The sequence below is a fragment of the Rhodococcus sp. 05-2254-2 genome (assembly GCF_002259095.1).
Taxonomy (GTDB): Bacteria; Actinomycetota; Actinomycetes; order Mycobacteriales; family Mycobacteriaceae; genus Rhodococcoides.
The window spans coordinates 50264-69673 of record NZ_NOZJ01000009.1; the positions used below are offsets into that span (position 1 = coordinate 50264).

Here is a 19410-nt window from a genome sequence, read left to right on the forward strand (position 1 = left end):
GTTGCGCGCAAGATCTGCCGTTCGGCTCTTCCAGCGAACACTCCTACTCGCCGTTCTGAGTTCCATTGCCGCGCTGCTGTTCAGTGCGCCGGCATTGGCCCAGGAACCTACCCCCACTCCCCCGGCAGCACCGGGGACCAGCGCCGAACAGGCACCGCCTGCGGACGCGGTCAGCGTCGCCGGATCTCTCAACAACGGTGGCGAAAGACTCATCGGCGTCGATGTCGCGGCGCTGGACGCGTCCGGCTCCGAAGTCGCCCGCACCACCAGTGAAACCGGCGGCCGGTGGACCCTCGAATTGTCTCCCGGCACATACACATTCCAGGTGGTCCAGGAAACGCTCCCCGACGGCGTCAGCGTTCAGGGCGAGGTCCAGCGCGATGTGGAGGCCGGGCGTTCCAACACCGTCATCTTCTCGTTCGGCGAGGCCAGAACCGCCACCAGCATTCCGTTCTACGAGAAGTTCGTACGCACTACGGTCGACGGCTTTCGCTTCGGCCTCGTCATCGCGCTCGCCGCGGTCGGACTGAGTCTGATCTTCGGCACCACCGGTCTGACGAACTTCGCGCACGGAGAGATGGTCACCCTCGGTGCCGTCGCGGCGTGGTTCTTCAACGTCAGTGTCGGGATACAACTCATCCCGGCCACGCTGCTGGCGATCGTCGTGGGAGTCGCGATCGGCTGGCTCAACAACGCTCTGATATGGCGGCCGTTGCGCAAACGACGGACCGGCCTCATCGCACAGCTCGTGGTGACGATCGGCCTCGCAATCGCACTGCGCTATCTCATCCTGATCTTCTTCTCGGACCGCTCCGAACCCTTCGACGACTACCAGGCTCAGACCGAGAACAACTGGGGTCCGCTCTCGATCACCAACGTCAACCTCGCCTGCATCGTCATCAGCATCGTCGTTCTGGTCGGCGTCGCACTGATGTTGCAGCGCACCAAGATCGGCAAGGCCATGCGTGCGGTTGCCGACAACCGGGACCTCGCTGCGTCCTCCGGCATCAACGTCGAGCGCGTGGTCACGTTCGTCTGGTGCCTCGGCGGCGGCCTGGCTGCCCTCGGCGGCGTGTTGTTCGGGCTCTCCGAACTCGGCGGTCGCGTCCAGTGGGAGATGGGCTTCAAACTCCTGTTGCTCATGTTCGCCGGCATCACACTCGGTGGACTGGGAACGGCCTACGGCGCCTTCCTCGGTTGCGTCATCGTCGGTCTGCTCGTGCAGTGGTCGACGCTGGTCATCAATCCCGATCTCAAATACATCGGAGGGTTGCTCGTCTTGATTCTCATCCTCGTCGTCCGTCCACAGGGCATCCTCGGCTCGCGACAAAGGATCGGGTGACCTTCACATGGATATCATCGGCGCACTTCAGATCTCACTCGCTCAGCTGGTCGGCCCGTCGGCCATCTTCTACGCTCTACTCGCCATCGGCCTGAACCTGCACTTCGGTTACGCCGGACTGCTCAACTTCGGTCAGATCGGCTTCGCACTGCTCGGCGGCTACGGCGTCGGCATCACCACGATCACCTACGAACAGCCGCTGTGGCTGGGCATTCTGGTCGGCCTCGCTGCAGCCGGGTTACTGGCCCTGGTTCTCGGCATTCCGACGCTGCGACTGCGAGCCGACTATCTCGCGATCGTCACCATCGCCGCCTCGGAAATTCTCCGATTGGTGTTTCGGTCCACCGCAACGGATTCGGTGACCAAATCCACCAACGGCATCACCGGCTTCGCCGGCCCGTTCACCAGCATGAGCCCGTTCGAGGGTGGTAAGTCCTACGAATTCATCGGCGTGCGGTTCCTCGGCAACGATCTGTGGGCCATGCTCGTCGGCTGGACACTGGTCCTGCTGCTGTGCGGCGTGGTCTACCTGCTGACGCACAGCCCGTGGGGACGCGTCCTCAAGGCTGTCCGTGAGGACGAGGACGCAGCCCGTTCGCTGGGCAAGAACGTCTTCGTCTACAAGATGCAGGCACTGGTTCTCGGTGGCGTCATCGGCGGTATGGGCGGTGTGTTCAACGCACTGCAGACCCAATCCATCAACCCGGACTTCTACTCGACGGCGCAGACATTCTTCGCCTTCGGCGCACTGATTCTCGGTGGGGCGGCAACAGTGTTCGGCCCGGTACTGGGCGCGATGCTCTTCTGGTTCCTGCTGTCCATACCCGATGCGATTCTGCGGCAATTGATCTCCGGCGACGACCCGGTGCTCAATCTCACCGGCGCTCAGGTCGGTGCCACGCGATTCGTGCTCCTGGGAATCCTGATCGCCGTCTTGATGGTGTTCAGACCTCAGGGCATTCTCGGCAACAAGCGAGAGGTTCAACTCAATGCCTGACCCGAGCAAGGATGCTGCTTCAACGGCCGCACCGAGCAAGAAAGCAAGCACACTCGAATCACGCGCTGCGCAGGCGTTGTCGAGCGATCAACGCGCCGCCCTGTTCGCCGGTGTTCCCAACGAACCCGGCGCACCGAAACCGGACGCCACGATGGTCGTCGACGGCGTCTCGCGCACCTTCGGTGGCCTCAAGGCCGTCGACGTGGCGCACCTCGAGATTCAGCGGGGCTGCATCACCGGACTGATCGGGCCCAACGGCGCAGGCAAGACCACCCTGTTCAACCTGCTCACGGGATTCGATCGACCCGACACGGGAACCTGGTCGATGGACGGCCAGGAACTGGGCCGGATGCATCCGCACCAGGTGGCACGCAAAGGTGTGGTGCGCACGTTCCAGTTGACCAAGGCGCTGTCGAAACTGACTGTGCTGGACAATGTTCGGCTGGGTGCGACGGGTCAGCGCGGTGAGCGCATGATCAACACCTTCATGCCGTGGACGTGGAAGGCCCAGGAACGTCAGATCACCGAACGCGCCTACGAGCTACTGGGCCGCTTCAAGCTCGACGCCAAGGCCGACGACCTCGCCGGCTCGTTGTCCGGCGGCCAGCGCAAGCTGCTGGAGATGGCGCGTGCGTTGATGACCGATCCGTCGGTGGTCATGCTCGACGAGCCCATGGCCGGGGTCAATCCGGCTCTGACGCAGTCACTTCTGGGGCACATCAAGTCGCTTCGCGACGACGGTATGACGGTGGTGTTCGTCGAGCACGACATGGACGTCATCCGCGACATCAGTGACTGGGTGGTGGTGATGGCTCAAGGCAGCATCATTGCCGAGTCCACCCCCGAGGAGCTCTCCAACAACGGAGCCGTCGTCGACGCGTATCTCGGTAGCCATCACGATCAGGCTCTCGAGTTCGATGCCGACGGCAATCCGGTCGGTGCCACAGCGGAGCTGGCGGAGGCACTGAAGAAGGCCGAGGCCGAGGAACTCGAAGCGGGAGGCGACCTCTCGGAGCCGGAGTTCGCCCGCCCGATCGCAACCGACGGCACCGAAGGCGGCTCGCACCGGGCCAAGGAGGACGACCGATGAGCGAACAGACATTGACGCCGGCGGAATTCGCCGCGACACCCGAGGAACATGCTCGACTCGCCGAAGGTGCACTGCTGCGCGCGGACGGGTTGGTGGCCGGATACATCCCCGGTGTCAACATCCTCAGCGAGTGCAACTTCTTTCTCAACGACGGCGAGATCGTCGGCATCATCGGACCCAACGGTGCCGGGAAGTCGACTCTCCTCAAGACCCTGTTCGGTCTGGTCGCCGTCCGTGAGGGCAGCGTCAAACTGCGCGGCGACAACATCACCTCCGCAGAAGCGCATGTGTTGGTCACCAAGGGAGTCGGCTACGTTCCGCAGACGCAGAACGTGTTCCCGTCACTCACCATCGAAGAGAACCTCGAGATGGGAATCTATCTGCGTCCCAAGAAGTTCGGTGAGCGTTTCGAGTTCGTCAGCGAGCTGTTCCCGCTGCTCGGCGAGCGCAAGAAGGTCAAAGCAGGCGCGCTGTCCGGCGGCGAACGACAGATGGTCGCCATGGGACGCGCACTGATGATGGAGCCGTCGGTACTGCTGCTCGACGAGCCGTCGGCCGGATTGTCTCCGATGTTCCAGGACGAGGTGTTCATCCGCTGCAAGAAGATCAATGCAGCGGGCGTCTCGATCATCATGGTCGAGCAGAACGCTCGTCGCTGCCTCCAGATCTGCGACCGTGGCTATGTACTCGATCAGGGCCGCAACGCCTACACCGACACCGGTCCGGCATTGATGAACGACCCGAAGGTGATCGAGCTGTACCTCGGCACACTGGCGGGAAGCAAAGAGAAGAAGTAGCTGCTCGGCAAACGACGACGGCCCCGGTTCGACATCGAACCGGGGCCGTCGTCGTTGCCGTCGAACGTGTGACACCTACGAAAACCTCTGGGCCCGAGTCCTGATCGAGGACTCGGGCCCAGAGGCTGTGTGACAGTTACAGATCACTCACCGACGACGATGTAATCTTCCGTCGTCAGGGTGTTGTCCGGTCCGAAGACCAGGTTGCCGTAGGAACCGGTGGCGGGCTCTCCTGCGTCACTGAAGTTCAGCGCGCCGGTGATTCCGTCGTAGTCGATATCGGTTCCGGCCTTGACGAGCGGAAGGCACTCGGCGTAGCTGGTGCACTTGGTGCCGTCCTTGGTGACGCTGTTGATGTTGGCCGCGATGTCGGTACCTGCCGTCGACTTGGCCTGCTCGGCAGCGAGCGCCGAGATGATCACTGCGTCGTAGGACTCACCCGCGTAGTTGAAGTCCACCAGAGCCGGATCGACGACCTTGAGACGATCCTGGAATCCGGTGCCGACATCGGTCAACGGAGTGGTGCCGCGCATCGTGTCCAGCAGACCCGCTGCGACCGACTCACCGAGGGCGTTGCCCATGTTGCCGTCGACGCCGTAGACCAGCGTGCCGTCGGACGGTCCGATGCCGATCTCGTGCATACGGGTGATGATCTTCGCGGACTCCTCGAAGCCGATGATGGCCACGGCGTCCGGGTTGAAGTTCTTCACACCGTCGACCTCGGCGTTGAACGACTGTGCGTTCGGGTCGTAGATCGTGGTCTGGATCTGGTCCGCCGCGATGCCCGCCTCTTCGAGGTTGTCCGCGGTGTTCGCGGCCAGGCCCGTGCCGTACGGGTCGTTGAGCGCGAGGATGGCGACGCGCTGCGCACCGTCCTGGGCGATCAGCTGGGACAGGGCCTGTGCCTGCAGCACGTCGGTGGGTGCGGTACGGAAGTACTGCCCCTTGTCCGGGTAGCAGACGAACTGATCGGACGTGTTGGCCGGCGAGAACTGCACGACGCCTGCGCTGGCGATCTTGTCGATGACCTTGAGCGAGACCGAGGACGACGCTGCACCGACGATGACGTCGGAACCGCCGGCGAGCAAGCGGTCCACCGTGGTGTTGGCGGTATCGGTCGTCGTGTCGCCCGAGTCACCGGGGATGAGCGTGACGGGCTGCTCGAGGACGCCACCGGCTTCGTTGACGTCGTTGACGGCCAGCTGCACACCGGCAACTTCGGGCGGGCCGAGGAAGGCCAGGGTTCCGGTCTCGGGGAGAAGGGTTCCCACCACCAGCGGGGCCGTGTCCGGGGTTGCCCCGGCAGTGGCCTGCTCGGGCGTGCAGTCGGTGGAGACGGTCGTTTCCGCGGCTGCAGTGCCGCCGCTGGCACTGGTGGAGTCGGTCGAGCCCGAGTCGTCGCTCGACGAACAGCCGAACAGTGCGAGCGAGGTAACGCTCAGCACCGCAGCCGTGCGGACATAGGTCCGAATTGCCATCTAGGTTCTCCTTGAAATTGCTCGTCGATGAAGCGCACCTGAGTTACATGTGGCTCACGTGTGGGTCAGACGCTAATGCTCGGAGCCGATTCGCAAAGCCTAGAACGACGCTCGTGACCTGACTGTGACCTAGAGAGTCGAAGTTTTACGTGGCCGTAGCTTTCGCCGGCCGATCAGCTTTCTCCCACGGGCTTGTTCGCAGGGGTACCGAGCGTGTCGATCACGACCTCCGCGACGGCCTTCATCGTCGTCCTGCGATCCATCGCGGCGCGCTGAATCCACTTGAACGCCTGCGGTTCTGTGAGCGATTGCGATTCCATCAGGATGCCCTTGGCCTTCTCGATGAGCTTGCGCGTCTCGAGCCGATCCTGCAGATCCACGATCTCGGATTCGAGGGCGGAGATCTCACCGAAACGGCTGGCGGCCAACTCCACCGCAGGCATCAGATCGGCTTTGGTGAACGGCTTGACCAGATACGCCATGGCCCCGGCATCGCGAGCTTTCTCCACGAGTTCGCGTTGACTGAACGCGGTGAGAATGACGACGGGCGCAATGCGCTTCTCTGCAATCTCCGACGCCGCATCGATTCCGTCCCGACGCGGCATCTTCACATCCATGATGACCAGATCGGGACGCAGTTCGACGGCCAACTCCACCGCCTGCTGACCGTCGGCCGCTTCACCGACCACGTCGTACCCCTCCTCGCGGAGCATCTCCACGAGGTCCAATCGGATCAGGGATTCGTCCTCTGCCACCACCACACGAAGCGGGGGCTTGCCAGTACCGTGCGCACCAGGAGCATTCATCTGTATCGGTCTCCTTTGACAGTCATCGCCCATCAGGGCCGTCGAGCATCTGAAGGGTACCGGTGCGCGAGGCCGAAAGCGCATCTTCTAAACTCGTCAATCGTTGCTTGAAAGACGCCAGCCCTCGTATCCCAATTGGCAGAGGAAACGGATTCAAAACCCGTCCAGTGTGAGTTCGAGTCTCACCGAGGGCACCACAGCAGCCACGAATCGGTATCGGTAAAGGCCGCTCGTGATCGCGCCTACAGTGGAGTGATGTACATACCCAGCAGTCTTCGTTGCCACGACACCAGCGCGGGAAATTTGTGCGCAGCGAAGGTCGACCATCGTTTCGGGGATTCGGCGGACCGGTCCGCCCAGTGGGTCTTCTACACCTGCAGCGCCGATTCCACTCACGAGACCGGTTACGTCGACCGCCTGGTCACTGCCTGAACCATGTTCGTAGAACGCGCGTACGTCCATGCCGACGATGTCGGATCGGACTGGCCCTTCACCGTGCCTGCTGTCGCCGACCTCGCTCGCGAGGGACTCGAATTCCTGGCACCGGTCACAATTCTGGTCGGAGACAACGGTTCCGGTAAATCGACTCTCGTCGAAGCAATAGCCGAGGGATTCGGAATCGATGCCCGCGGCGGTCGCGCGGCGCAGCAGTCGCGTCGAATCGACGAGGTGACCAGCGCGCTCGGAGAGGTACTCGAACTCGAGACCACGCCACGAGGTTCTCGAATGCTTCGTGGCCCACGACTGAACAAGCGCGGCTTCTTCCTGCGCGCCGAGACCGCGTTCGACATGGCCGAGAACCTCGGCGGCGTGCCGGGTTTCTGGGACGAGAACACCGCCGAGATGAGCCACGGTGAAGGGTTCCTGACCATGTTCGGTGCAATGTTGGACGAACCCGGTTTCTACGTTCTGGACGAGCCCGAATCGGCCCTGTCGTTCACCGCGAGCCTGCAGCTCGTTGCACTGATGTCCGAGCTGGGCGATGACGGCGCGCAGATCGTCTGCGCCACCCACTCACCGATTCTGGCGTCGACGCCCGGTGCGGACATCGTCGAAGTAGGCGAACACGGTCTACGCCGAAGCACTTGGGACGAACTCGAATTGGTACAGCACTGGCGCCGCTACCTCGACGACCCGAACAGCTATCTCCGTCACCTGCTCGACTGACCGTCGGCCATCGGCACCTCACGACGGCGACGCACACTTCCCGGCGAGACGCCCGTGGCGCGCTTGAACGCCTTCCCGAACGCAGCCTCCGACAGATACCCACTGCGCCGGGCCACTTCGGCCATCACCACGTCCTCGGATCGCAACGTGCCGTACGCGACCTGCATCCGCCACGTCGCGAGATAGCTCATCACGGAATCACCGACCAGCTCGGTGAAACGTGCCGAGAACGCAGAGCGAGACATGTTCACCCTCGATGCCAGACCCGCAACGGTCCACCGCTCGTGCGGGTGTCGATGGATCAGCGCCAACGCCGTTCCGATCCGATCGTCCTGCAATGCACCGAGCCAACCCGACTGCGCACCTGGCGTATTCGCGATCCACGACCGCAGCGCATGGATCACCAGAATGTCGGACAGCCGGGTGATCACCGCTTCTCCCCCGGGCTCGAGCACACGCGCCTCGTCCGCGACCATAGCCAGTACGTTCTGCATCCTCGATTGCCTCGGGCCCGGATCAGCGTCGACCACCACCAGCGCGGGCAACAGGCGAACGAGCTTCTGCGCTGCAGGATGATCCAGCCGCACCGCCCCGCACACGAGAGTCGCAGCACGGCCGGCACCGCCCGCGTCGTGAGTGAGCACCGCGTAGCGATCGCTGATGTACTCGTGCGGGAGATCGTGAACGCTCGTCGCCTGAACCGATGCGTCGCCGGCTGCGGTGAGCACGTGCCCTCGCCCGTGCGGCACCAACGCGAAATCGCCGGGGATCAGCTCACGCGTCGGCTCGCCGGGAACCGACAATGCGCAACTGCCGTCGACGACCGTGTGAAACCACAGCGCATCCTCCATGGCGGGCAATGCGAGACCCCAGGATCCGCTCATCTCGGAGCGCACGTAGAACGATCCGGTCATCCGTAGAAAGTGCAGCGCTTCACCCAGGGGGTCGGACGACTTCCAGGGATCTGCGCCGCGCATGCACCGATCGTCCCACGAAATGGACGATCGGACATCGAACGCGGCTGTGTGCGCATTGCTCATCCAGCCTCTCGGGACGAGGGTGGACAACTGAACGCTCACCTACTGGAGGGAATCACCGTGTTGGATCGAATGCTCGCAGTCGCCACCGCCGTTGCCGCCGTCGGATGTGGGCTCGTTGCCGGAGTGCTGCTCGCCTTCTCCATCAGCGTGCTCCCCGGCCTGGCAACACTGCCGGTACCCGACGCGATCGCCGCCATGCAGAGATTCAATGCTGCGATTCTGAACCCACTGTTCCTGGCACTGTTCGTCGGGACAGCCGTATCGTGCACTCTCGCAGCGATTCTCGCCGTATCGACCGGTCGGGGTTCACCGGTGCTGGTCGTGAGCGGAGCCGCTCTCTACGTTCTCGGATGCGTCGCGATCACGGCCGTTGCGAACGTCCCCCTCAACGACGCGTTGGCCGGGGTGGATCCCGGCAGTGCTGCCGGTGCCCAGGTGTGGCAGAACTTCACCGAGAAGTGGACGCGATGGAACACCGTCAGAACAGTGGCCGCGACTGCGGCCTGCGCCGTTCTGATCCTCGGTCAGGGCAGATCGGCGCTGGGCTGATCGGACACCGAGTCCTGGTGTCGCTTACGGATTTCTTCCTCGAACCGCGCGATGAGGTGGTCGGTGTCTGCCGTGGACACATCGCGTGCGCCCTCGTCCATCGAGGCGTCACGACCCCGGCGCAATGCAGCAAGTTCGGCTTCGAGTTCGTTGTTGTCGAGTACACGTGGATCCAGCATGACCTCCATTGTGGTCCCCTGTCCGGTGCCCCCGCGGGGATTTGCTGTAATCACGCAATGAACGTCGTGCACAGCTTCGCACCGATTCTCGGCCGCGGCGCGAACACCTTGATTCTGGGCTCGATGCCCGGCGTCGCGTCGCTGGCCGCGCAGCAGTACTACGCGCACCCACGAAATGCGTTCTGGCCGATCATGGGAACGCTGTTCGGTGCAGGCCCCGAACTTCCCTACGATGCGCGCACCGAGCGTCTGCGCAGCCAGGGCGTCGCGATATGGGACGTGCTGAAGCTGTGCACGCGTGAAGGAAGCCTGGATTCGGCGATCGTCGAATCGTCCATCGAGACCAACGATTTCGAGCAATTGTTCGCCGAGAATCCCGGCATCGACCGGGTGTTCTTCAACGGAGCCAAGGCCGCCGAGACCTACCGGCGGTACGTGAAATCGGCAACGCCCCAGGTGGGATTCGAACGACTGCCGTCGACCAGTCCGGCGCACGCAGCACTCGATCTGCAGGCGAAGACGCGAATATGGACCGACGCACTCAGTCGCGGACCCGTTTCGGGAAGTGCCGGATGAGACCTTCCTGAACGACGGTGGCGAGCAGCTGCCCGTCCATCGAGAAGAAGCGGCCGGTGGCCAGTCCGCGCGAGCCGGCCGCGACCGGGGATTCGGTGGCGTAGAGAGCCCATTCGTCGAACCGGAACGGCCGGTGAAACCAGATGGAGTGATTCACGGTCGCCGCAACGATGCGGTCGAGTCCCCACGACAGGCCGTGGGTGGTGATGATCGAATCGAGCACGGTGGTGTCCGACGCGTAGCCCATGGTCGCGGCGTGGAAGATCGACGCGTCGGGCAGATCCCCGTCGGCCTTCATCCACACGCGATTGTGATTGAGCTTCTCCCCGGTGCCGTGCATGATCCACGCGGGATCGTTCGCGTAACGCATGTCGATCGGCTTGAGGGCGTCGACGAACATCTGCAGACGGTCCTCGTACCCGACGAAATGATCGCCGAGCGGAGGCAGTGCGTCGGGATACGGAACCTCGGGAACCTCGACGCTGTGCTCGAGGCCCTTACCGAAATCCTGGAAGGCCGCGAGCATGACGAACAGCTCGTTGCCGTCCTGTACGGCGGTGACCTGCCGGTTGGCGAAGGCTCGGCCGTCGCGCTGTCGCGAGACCCGGTACTCGATGGGCTTCTTGACGTCACCCCCGCGAATGAAGTGCGCGTTGATCGCGTGCACGTCCCGCGACGTACCGGATACGGTCCGGCCCGCCGCGATCAGGCCCTGAGCAACGAGCTGCCCCCCGAACGTTCGACTGCCCACCTGCTCGGGGTGAACCCCGAGGAACACGTCCTCCTCGATCTCCTCGAGTGCGAGGAGATCGAGGAGCGTCTCGAGATCTGTCCTGCGTACAGCTGTACTGCTCGGCGCGCTTTCGCTGACGCCGGTTCCCCCCGCTTCGACCACTTACCGGTCCTCTTCTCCGATTCGGTGCACATGGATCAAGTTGGTCGAGCCTACTGTGCCGGGAGGGGCACCGGCCACGATCACGACCTGATCGCCCTTGTTGTACCGACCGAGTTCGAGGAGCGCCTTGTCGACCTCTTTGACCATCGCGTCCGTCGAGCCGACATCGGGGACCAGGAACGTCTCGGTTCCCCAGCTCAGCGACAGCTGGCTGCGCACTTCGGAGATGGAGGTGAAGGCGAGCAACGGAAGCTTGGTGTGCAGACGAGCCAACCGTCGAACGGTGTCACCCGACTGGGTGAACGCAACGAGTGCCTTCGCGTCCAGGCGCTCACCGATGTCGCGGGCGGCGTAGGAGATGACGCCACGCTTGGTGCGCGGGACGTGCGTCAGCGGAGGAACACTGTCGCCCTCGGTCTCGACCGTCTCGACGATGCGAGCCATCGTCCGCACGGTTTCCATCACGTACTTACCGACCGAGGTCTCACCGGAGAGCATGACCGCGTCGGTACCGTCGAGCACTGCGTTGGCGACGTCGGACGCCTCGGCGCGCGTCGGGCGGGAGTTCTCGATCATCGATTCGAGCATCTGGGTCGCGACGATGACGGGCTTGGCGTTGGCGCGGGCGATCTGGATGGCGCGCTTCTGCACCAGAGGTACCTGCTCGAGGGGCAACTCGACGCCGAGGTCACCGCGGGCGACCATGATCGCGTCGAATGCGAGCACGATGGCTTCGAGATTGTCGACGGCCTCGGGCTTCTCGAGCTTGGCGATGACGGGAACTCGACGGCCCACGCGGTCCATCACGGCGTGGACGAGTTCGACGTCCGCGGGAGAACGGACGAACGAGAGCGCGATGAAGTCGACACCGAGGGCAAGGGCGAACTCGAGGTCGGCGATGTCCTTCTCGCTCATGGCGGGGACGGACACATCCATGCCCGGCAGGGACACGCCCTTGTTGTTGCTGACCGGTCCACCTTCGGTGACACGGCACAGTACGTCGTTGCCTTCGACGCCGGTGACCACGAGGCCGACCTTGCCGTCGTCGACGAGGAGGCGGTCGCCTTCCTTGGCGTCCTGGGCCAGCTCCTTGTACGTGGTCGACACTCGGTCGTGGGTGCCCTCGCACTCCTCGACGGTGATGCGGATCAGCTCACCGGCCGCCCAGGTGGTCGAACCCTCGGCGAATCGGCCGAGACGAATCTTCGGTCCCTGCAGGTCGGCCAAGATACCCACGGCTTTGCCGGTGGCGTCCGATGCTGCGCGGACCCTCTCATAGTTGGCCTGATGATCGGGGTGATCACCATGGCTGAAGTTCAGTCGTGCGACATCCATTCCACTCTCGACGAGTTCGCGGATGCGCTCTGTGGTTGCGGTTGCGGGTCCAAGGGTGCAGACAATCTTCGTACGTCGGCTCACGAAGGCGAGCCTAGCCGCTGGACGCCGCGTTCTCTATCGCAGACGCATCCACCCGAACACTACCGACGGGTAGCCGCACTATCCCGCTGCTGGGACAGTCTGTACCGGTTCAGAGACGGGGGTCACACGACCGCCAGGGGCAGTGCGGTCGGGTGTACGGGCGACGGCAATTCCGAGTGTCCGGTGAGGAAAGCATCGACTCCGTGAGCCGCGGATCGACCCTCCGCGATCGCCCACACGACCAACGACGCACCGCGATGCGCATCCCCGCACACGAACACGCCCGGTGCCGTGGTCTGCCAGTCGGGACCACACGAGAGCGCACCCCGCTTGGTCAGCGCCAGGCCGTACTCGTCGAGCAGCGGACCGTGCTCGACACCTTCGAAACCGATCGCGAACAACGCCAGATCACAGGGCAATTCGATCTCCTCCCCGATGGGTGTGACGATGCGTCGACCGTCCGCGTCGCGCTGCACCTCCACCTCGGCGAGCACCATCGCACGAACGTGCCCGCGCTCGTCACCGAGGAATCGCTGCACCGCGACCTGATGACGCACGACGCCACCCTCGGCGTGCGCGGGTGAGGTGCGCAGCACCAGCGGCCACGACGGCCACGGCGAGAGACTGTCGTCGCGAGCCCCGGGCAGAGCGGGGTTGTAATCGAGCTGAGTGACCGACGCAGCACCTTGGCGGTGGGCCGTTCCCAGGCAGTCGGCTCCGGTGTCGCCGCCGCCGATGATGACCACGTGCTTGTCCGCAGCGGAGATCGAGGTGGGACCGTCGCCCTCGCATTCCTTGTTCGACGGCACCAGATGCTCCATGGCCAGGTGGATGCCGTCGAGTTCGCGACCGATGACCTCGGCGTTGTCACGAGCCCGCAGAGCTCCGACTGCGAGAACGACTGCGTCGAAGGATTCACGCAGTTGCTCGACGGTGAAGTCGATCCCGACCTCGCAGTCGGTGACGAAGTGCGTTCCCTCGGCCCGCATCTGCATGAGGCGCTGATCCAGCACGGACTTCTCGAGCTTGAACTCGGGGATGCCGTAGCGCAGCAGACCGCCGAGACGATCGTCCCGCTCGTACACGGTGACGTCGTGCCCGGCGCGTGTGAGCTGTTGCGCTGCAGCCAATCCCGCAGGGCCGGATCCGACGACGGCGACCCGCTTGCCGGTGGTGATCGTCGGCGGCTGCGGAACGATGCTGCCGTCTTCCCAGGCCAGGTCCGCGATGGTCTGCTCGACCCGCTTGATCGTCACGCTTCCGCCGGTGGCCGCCTCGGAGATCGACAGCACACATGCCGATTCACACGGGGCCGGGCAGACCCGCCCGGTGAACTCCGGAAAATTGTTGGTCGCGTGCAGTCGGTCGCTGGCCGCATCCCAGCGGCCGCGGCGCACCAGGTCGTTCCATTCGGGGATCAGATTTCCCAGCGGGCAACCTGCAGTACCCGAGTGGCAGAACGGAATACCGCAGTCCATGCAGCGACGCGCCTGATCGGAGACCTCGGCGGCACGCTCGCTCGTCGGCTGGTGCGAGTACACCTCGTTCCAGTCCTTGACGCGCTCGCCGATCGGACGCTTGGCAGCCTCACGCTTGACGACTTTCAGAAATCCCTGTGGATCAGCCACGTGCAGCCTCCATGATCGCAGCATCGACGTCGCGCCCTTCGGCACGCGCCATTCTTGTCGCCTCCAGCACTCGCTGGTAGTCGACGGGCATGACTTTGGTGAACAACGCAGACCGGCGGGGCCAGTCGGCCAGCAGCGAGGTCGCGACGGTGGAACCGGTCCACCGGCGGTGATTCTCGACGGTCTCGCGCAGCCACACCAGATCGTCCGGGTTGGGCACCTGCAGTTCGACCATCGCCATGTTCACGTCCGCCGGATCGAGACCGAGGACGTACGCGATGCCGCCGGACATACCTGCAGCCATGTTGCGACCGGTCGGCCCGAGCACCACGACCCGACCGCCGGTCATGTACTCGAACGCGTGGTCGCCCACGCCCTCGTTCACCGCGACGGCTCCCGAGTTACGGACCGCGAACCGCTCCCCTGCCTTGCCGCGCAGGTACACCTCACCCGAGGTGGCACCGTAGAGAATCGTGTTTCCTGCGATCACGTTGTCCTCTGCGACGAACGGTGCGTCGTCGGCAGGGCGCACGACTATTCGGCCGCCCGACAATCCCTTACCGACATAGTCGTTCGCGTCACCGACCAGATCGATGGTGATACCCGGCGGCAGGAAAGCCCCGAGAGACTGACCGGCCGATCCGGTGAACGCGATGCGAATGGTGTCGTCCGGCAACCCGGCCGCGCCGTAGCGCCGGGTGACCTCGGACCCCAGCAGCGTTCCGACGGTGCGATTGACGTTGCGTACCGGCAGCTCGAGCTTGACCGGATGCGCATCCTCCAAAGCTCCCTCTGCCAACTGGATCAGAGTCCGGTCCAGCGCGAGATCGAGACCGTGGTCCTGCGCGCGGAGGCGTCGACGCTGCGTCATCGGGGCACCGTGGCGGTCGACGGGCATCGCGAAGATCGGGGTCAGATCGAGTCCCTTGCTCTTCCAGTGCGCCACTCCGGCTGCCGTCTCGAGCACGTCGGCGTGACCGACCGCCTCGTCGATACTCCGGAAACCGAGCTGCGCAAGGTACTTTCGCACGTCCTCGGCGATGAACTTGAAGAAGTCCTCGAGGAACTCGGGCTTGCCGGTGAACCTCTTGCGCAGCTCCGGGTTCTGGGTGGCGACACCGACCGGGCAGGTGTCCAGGTGGCAGACGCGCATCATGATGCAGCCCGCCACGATCAGCGGGGCCGTCGAGAACCCGAACTCCTCTGCGCCGAGCAATGCCGCAACGATGACGTCGCGTCCGGTGCGCATGCCGCCGTCGCACTGCACGGTGATGCGATCACGCAGGCCGTTGAGCACCAGCGTCTGCTGGGCGTCGGCGAGGCCGATCTCCCACGGAGCGCCTGCATGCTTGAGAGAGGTCAACGGCGCAGCACCGGTTCCGCCGTCGTATCCGGAGATGAGAACGACGTCGGCGTGTGCCTTGCTCACCCCCGTCGCCACCGTGCCGACGCCGACGGAACTGACGAGCTTGACGTGCACGCGCGCCTTCTCGTTGGCGTTCTTCAGATCGTGGATCAGCTGCGCGAGATCCTCGATCGAGTAGATGTCGTGGTGCGGGGGCGGCGAGATGAGGCCGACACCCGGCGTCGAGTGTCGGGTCTTGGCCACCCATGGATACACCTTGTACCCGGGCAGCTGACCGCCCTCGCCCGGCTTGGCACCCTGCGCCATCTTGATCTGAATGTCCGTGGCGTTGACCAGATAGTCGCTGGTGACACCGAACCGACCGCTGGCGACCTGCTTGACGGCACTGCGTCGCGTCGGATCGTAGAGCCGGTCGACGTCCTCGCCGCCCTCCCCCGAGTTGGACCGTCCGCCGAGATTGTTCATCGCGACGGCCATAGTCTCGTGCGCCTCGGCGGAGATGGATCCGTAGCTCATCGCGCCGGTGTTGAACCGGGTGACGATCGACTCGACCGATTCGACCTCGTCGAGCGGAACCGGCGGCCGGACACCGTCCTTGAACTCGAACAGACCGCGCAGCGCACCGCCCTCGCGAGCGAGCCGGTCCACCTCGTCGGTGTACTTCTGGAACACGTCGTATCGACCGGTGCGCGTGGCGTGCTGCAGCAGGAACACCGTCTCAGGGGTGAACAGGTGCAGCTCACCCTCGCGTCGGAACTGGTATTCGCCGCCGATTTCCAGCCGGCGATGGACGCGGTCGGTCGGATTCTCGGGGTACGCCCTGCGGTGGCGCAGCTTGACCTCCTCGGCGAGCACGTCGAGGCCGACGCCGCCGAGCTTGCTGACCGTGCCCTTGAAGTACTCGCGCACCACCTCGCGATCGAGACCGACGGCCTCGAAAACCTGTGCGCCGGTGTAGGACCCGACGGTCGAGATGCCCATCTTCGACATCACCTTGAGTACGCCCTTGCCGAGACCGTACAGATAGTTCCGTACCGCGATCGTCGGTTCGACTCCGGTCAGTTCGCCCTCGCCGACCAGATCCTCGATCGATTCCATCGCCAGATACGGATTGACGGCTGCGGCACCGAAGCCGATGAGCAGCGCCAGATGGTGCACCTCGCGCGCGTCACCGGATTCGACGACGAGCGCGATCTTGGTGCGCTCCTTGGTGCGAACCAGGTGATGGTGCACCGCCGAGGTGGCCAGCAGCGACGGGATCGGGGCCCGAGTGTGATCCGAATCGCGATCGGAGATGATCAGCGTGGTGTAGCCCGCAGCGATCGCTTCCGATGCCCGGGCCCGCAACTCCTCGATGGCCTCGGCAAGGCCTTCGCCGCCGCGCTCCACCTCGTACAGCCCACGCAACACCGTGGCCGACAGTCCCGGATGGTCTCCGTCGTCGTTGATGTGGATGATCTTGTTGAGCTCGTCGTTGTCGAGCACCGGCCACGGCAACACGATCTGCCTGCACGACGCCGCAGTGGGCTCGAGCAGGTTCTGTTCCGGACCCATCACCCGCGCGAGCGAGGTCACGATCTCCTCGCGGATCGAGTCCAGCGGCGGGTTGGTGACCTGTGCGAACAGTTCGATGAAGTAGTCGTAGAGCTGACGCGACCGCTGTGACATCACCGCGGCCGGGGTATCGGTACCCATCGATCCGAGCGGCTCGCCCCCGGATGCGGCCATCGGCGTCAGCACGACGCGGAGGTCTTCCTCGGTGTAGCCGAAGGCGACCTGCCTGCGCACCACCGAGTCGTGGTTGTACTGGATGTGAGCCCGCTCGGGCAGGCTCTTGATCTCGAGCAGGCCGGCGTGCAGCCACTCCTGGTACGGATGTTCGGTTGCCAGTTGGAGTTTGATCTCCTCGTCCGGCACGAGACGTCCGGCGACGGTGTCGATCAGGAACATCTTTCCTGGCTCGAGGCGACCTTTGGCGACGACCTCGGATTGGGGCACGTCCAGCACGCCTGCTTCACTGGCGAGGATCACACGGCCGTCCGCCGTCTGCCACCAGCGGCCGGGGCGAAGGCCGTTGCGGTCCAGCACAGCTCCGACATAACTGCCGTCGGTGAACGTCACGCAGGCCGGACCGTCCCAGGCCTCCATCATCGACGAGTGGAACTGGTAGAACGCCCTGACACGCGGATCCATCGTGCGGTGGTTCTCCCACGGCTCGGGCACCATCATCATCACCACGTGCGGCACGCTGCGTCCGCCGAGGTGCAGTAGTTCGAGCACCTCGTCCAGCGACACCGAGTCCGAGGCATCGGGGTTGCAGATCGGGAACAAGCGCTCCAGGTCCCCGGGAATCAGGTCACTCGACAGCAACGCTTCGCGAGCCCGCATCCGGTTTCGGTTGCCCTTGACGGTGTTGATCTCGCCGTTGTGGGCGACGTAGCGATGCGGGTGCGCCAGCGGCCACGACGGGAACGTGTTGGTCGAGAAGCGACTGTGCACGATGGCAATGGCGCTCGTGCACAACGGGTTACGCAGTTCCGGAAAGTACAGCGGCAGCTGCATCGTGGTGAGCATGCCCTTGTAGACGATGGTGCGCGAGGACAACGACGGAAAGAACAGTCCCGACCCCTCGGCCTCGATCTCGGGGGTGACCCGCTCGGAACGCTTGCGCAATCCGTAGACGAGACGGTCGAGAGCGAGACCGGCCGGACGCGTGCCGTCGACCTCGGGAGCGGTGACGTAGAGGTAGCTCATGTACGGCATGCAGCCGAGGGCGGTGAGGCCCACATCGGCTCGATCGGGATCGACCTCGACCGGAACCCAACCCAGGATGTCCAGACCTTCCTCGGCCGCAACGGATTCGACGCGCTCGACGGCGATGGCCCGCTCACGGATGCCCTGCGGCAGAAAACACACTCCGGCCGCGAACGTGTTGTCACCGTCGGCTCCGGGCGCGGGCAGGTCGAACGGCGCGAGGGAGTCGAGGAGTTCGACAGGGAGCTGAATCAGAATGCCCGCGCCGTCACCGCTGTTGGGCTCGGCACCGGCAGCTCCGCGATGTTCCAGGTTCTCCAGCGCCAGAACCCCGTCGGCGACGATCGCGTGGGAGCGGCGACCCGCGATGTCGGCGATCATCGCCACGCCACAGGAATCCTTCTCCGAGCTCGGGTCGTACAGACCTTGCTCCGCAGGCATCCGAGAAAACAGCACCACGATCACCTCCACGTAGGCCGGTGGGGTGCGTGCAGGCGGTGCAGTGTCTTCGACCCTGCATCGGAAGTCTCGGCAACCCCGTCGGCTGGTCGGCTCGAGTCGACCGAAACGGTCGGATGAGCCGAATTGAACTGCCTATCGGGAATTCACCGGGACAGCTCTGGCCCGCGAAAGAATCCGGGATCTCTCCCGGATGGCGAAATCGTAGCAGCTGGCATTCGCATCGATGCAATCGCGAATGTCGGCTGTGACGAATGCGATCGTCAGTCGCGCAACGGTCGACCGTGCTGATCACGCACGCTGCCGGTGAGCATCAATATGCCGTCGATCAACGGCCAGATTCCGCCGATACCGCAGGTGAGCCACGTGACGGCTATCTGCGCCACCGCGATGCCCGGCTGGTTGAGATAGAAGCGACCTGCTCCGAACGCGCCCAACAGGATGCCGAGCAGACCTGCCGTCAGCTTCTGCTTGTCCGAGAACGGCTCACCGGTGACCGGGTGCCGACCGTACGGAGCCATCGGGTCCATGTATCCGGGCCCGCCTGGGTACTGGGGACCACCGTATTGGGGAGCGCCGTACTGTGGGCCGCCGTACTGGGGGCCGTCGTACTGGGGAGCGCCGTACTGGCCGGACCCCTCGGATGGCGGTGGGTAACCGGTGCCGGGTGGAGGCCCGAACTGCCCCTGCTCGTCGACGCCGGGAGTGCCGTAGGTCGGAGTGCTGTACTTGGGATCGGGTGCGCCGTAGACGGGACCCGGCCCTGTAGGGGTGTTCTTCTCGAACGAGATCGTCGGCTCCGTCGAACCGGATCCGTCTTCCGGCGAACCGTTGGACGGCCATTTACCTGAGTCACTCACGTCGGGCT

16 protein-coding genes, 1 tRNA gene and 1 pseudogene are annotated in these 19410 nt (G+C 64.4%); 9 read left to right on the forward strand and 9 right to left on the reverse strand.

The features are described from left to right. The first annotated feature begins 1 nt into the window (after window position 1). From CH283_RS14850 to CH283_RS14865, 4 genes are read left to right on the forward strand one after another with little or no spacing between them, the layout of a single operon-like run. Window positions 2–1342, forward strand: coding sequence for a branched-chain amino acid ABC transporter permease (locus CH283_RS14850; protein ID WP_068052133.1), 1341 nt, complete (start codon window positions 2–4; stop codon window positions 1340–1342). Window positions 1343–1349: 7 nt separating this feature from the next. Next, the gene (locus CH283_RS14855; protein WP_068052136.1) at window positions 1350–2339 is read left to right on the forward strand and encodes a branched-chain amino acid ABC transporter permease; all 990 of its coding nucleotides are present in this window, start codon (window positions 1350–1352) and stop codon (window positions 2337–2339) included. Further along, window positions 2332–3429: an ABC transporter ATP-binding protein gene (locus CH283_RS14860; protein ID WP_255183226.1), complete on the forward strand. Its 1098-nt coding sequence runs from the start codon at window positions 2332–2334 to the stop codon at window positions 3427–3429. Before CH283_RS14855 ends, CH283_RS14860 begins: the two co-directional genes overlap by 8 nt. After that, entirely contained in the window at window positions 3426–4226 is an 801-nt protein-coding gene (locus CH283_RS14865) for an ABC transporter ATP-binding protein (RefSeq protein WP_032394315.1), read from the forward strand. The genes CH283_RS14860 and CH283_RS14865 overlap by 4 nt, the downstream gene beginning before the upstream one ends. Before the next feature lie 143 nt (window positions 4227–4369). Here CH283_RS14865 and CH283_RS14870 read toward each other — a convergent pair whose 3' ends face one another. Next, window positions 4370–5704, reverse strand: a complete 1335-nt coding sequence (locus CH283_RS14870; RefSeq protein WP_068052226.1) for an ABC transporter substrate-binding protein — start codon at window positions 5702–5704, stop codon at window positions 4370–4372. Window positions 5705–5877: 173 nt separating this feature from the next. Beyond that, a complete protein-coding gene (locus tag CH283_RS14875; RefSeq protein WP_068052227.1) occupies window positions 5878–6510 on the reverse strand; it encodes an ANTAR domain-containing response regulator in 633 nt (210 codons plus the stop codon). A gap of 120 nt (window positions 6511–6630) precedes the next feature. Between CH283_RS14875 and CH283_RS14880 the strand changes: the two genes are divergently transcribed. From CH283_RS14880 to CH283_RS14885, 3 genes are all read left to right on the forward strand, one after another. Beyond that, a tRNA-Leu gene (locus tag CH283_RS14880) sits at window positions 6631–6707 on the forward strand. Between the two features lie 58 nt (window positions 6708–6765). Further along, the gene (locus CH283_RS28315; RefSeq protein ID WP_176460260.1) at window positions 6766–6942 is read left to right on the forward strand and encodes a hypothetical protein; all 177 of its coding nucleotides are present in this window, start codon (window positions 6766–6768) and stop codon (window positions 6940–6942) included. Between the two features lie 3 nt (window positions 6943–6945). Continuing rightward, window positions 6946–7677, forward strand: coding sequence for an AAA family ATPase (locus CH283_RS14885; RefSeq protein ID WP_094640084.1), 732 nt, complete (start codon window positions 6946–6948; stop codon window positions 7675–7677). Here the strand turns inward: CH283_RS14885 and CH283_RS14890 are convergent. Next, a complete protein-coding gene (locus CH283_RS14890; RefSeq protein WP_255183227.1) occupies window positions 7662–8756 on the reverse strand; it encodes an AraC family transcriptional regulator in 1095 nt (364 codons plus the stop codon). The two genes, CH283_RS14885 and CH283_RS14890, sit on opposite strands and share 16 nt — an antisense overlap. An 18-nt stretch (window positions 8757–8774) precedes the next feature. Between CH283_RS14890 and CH283_RS14895 the strand changes: the two genes are divergently transcribed. Further along, window positions 8775–9266, forward strand: a complete 492-nt coding sequence (locus tag CH283_RS14895; RefSeq protein ID WP_094640384.1) for an anthrone oxygenase family protein — start codon at window positions 8775–8777, stop codon at window positions 9264–9266. Here CH283_RS14895 and CH283_RS14900 read toward each other — a convergent pair. After that, complete coding sequence (locus CH283_RS14900) at window positions 9242–9445, reverse strand: hypothetical protein (protein WP_141215240.1); 204 nt, start codon at window positions 9443–9445, stop codon at window positions 9242–9244. The genes CH283_RS14895 and CH283_RS14900 overlap by 25 nt on opposite strands. A 57-nt stretch (window positions 9446–9502) precedes the next feature. On the opposite strand from CH283_RS14900, the gene CH283_RS14905 reads away from it, so the two are divergent. Beyond that, window positions 9503–10021, forward strand: a complete 519-nt coding sequence (locus CH283_RS14905; RefSeq protein WP_094640087.1) for a DNA-deoxyinosine glycosylase — start codon at window positions 9503–9505, stop codon at window positions 10019–10021. Here CH283_RS14905 and CH283_RS14910 read toward each other — a convergent pair. The 5 genes and pseudogenes from CH283_RS14910 to CH283_RS14930 form a co-directional block, all read right to left on the reverse strand. After that, on the reverse strand, window positions 9987–10811 hold the full coding sequence (locus CH283_RS14910) for an acyl-CoA thioesterase (RefSeq protein ID WP_231893833.1): 825 nt from the start codon (window positions 10809–10811) through the stop codon (window positions 9987–9989). The two genes, CH283_RS14905 and CH283_RS14910, sit on opposite strands and share 35 nt — an antisense overlap. 105 nt (window positions 10812–10916) lie before the next feature. Continuing rightward, window positions 10917–12335 carry a pyruvate kinase gene (gene pyk / locus CH283_RS14915; RefSeq protein ID WP_082073683.1) on the reverse strand — a complete coding sequence of 473 codons (1419 nt, stop codon included), beginning with the start codon at window positions 12333–12335 and terminating at the stop codon, window positions 10917–10919. A gap of 122 nt (window positions 12336–12457) precedes the next feature. Continuing rightward, complete coding sequence (locus CH283_RS14920) at window positions 12458–13963, reverse strand: glutamate synthase subunit beta (protein WP_094640088.1); 1506 nt, start codon at window positions 13961–13963, stop codon at window positions 12458–12460. Beyond that, window positions 13956–18539: a glutamate synthase large subunit gene (gltB, locus tag CH283_RS14925; RefSeq protein WP_094640385.1), complete on the reverse strand. Its 4584-nt coding sequence runs from the start codon at window positions 18537–18539 to the stop codon at window positions 13956–13958. The genes CH283_RS14920 and gltB overlap by 8 nt, the downstream gene beginning before the upstream one ends. Before the next feature lie 266 nt (window positions 18540–18805). Continuing rightward, window positions 18806–19300, reverse strand: a pseudogene (locus CH283_RS14930) (TM2 domain-containing protein); the annotation flags it as partial. Window positions 19301–19410: the final 110 nt, after the last annotated feature.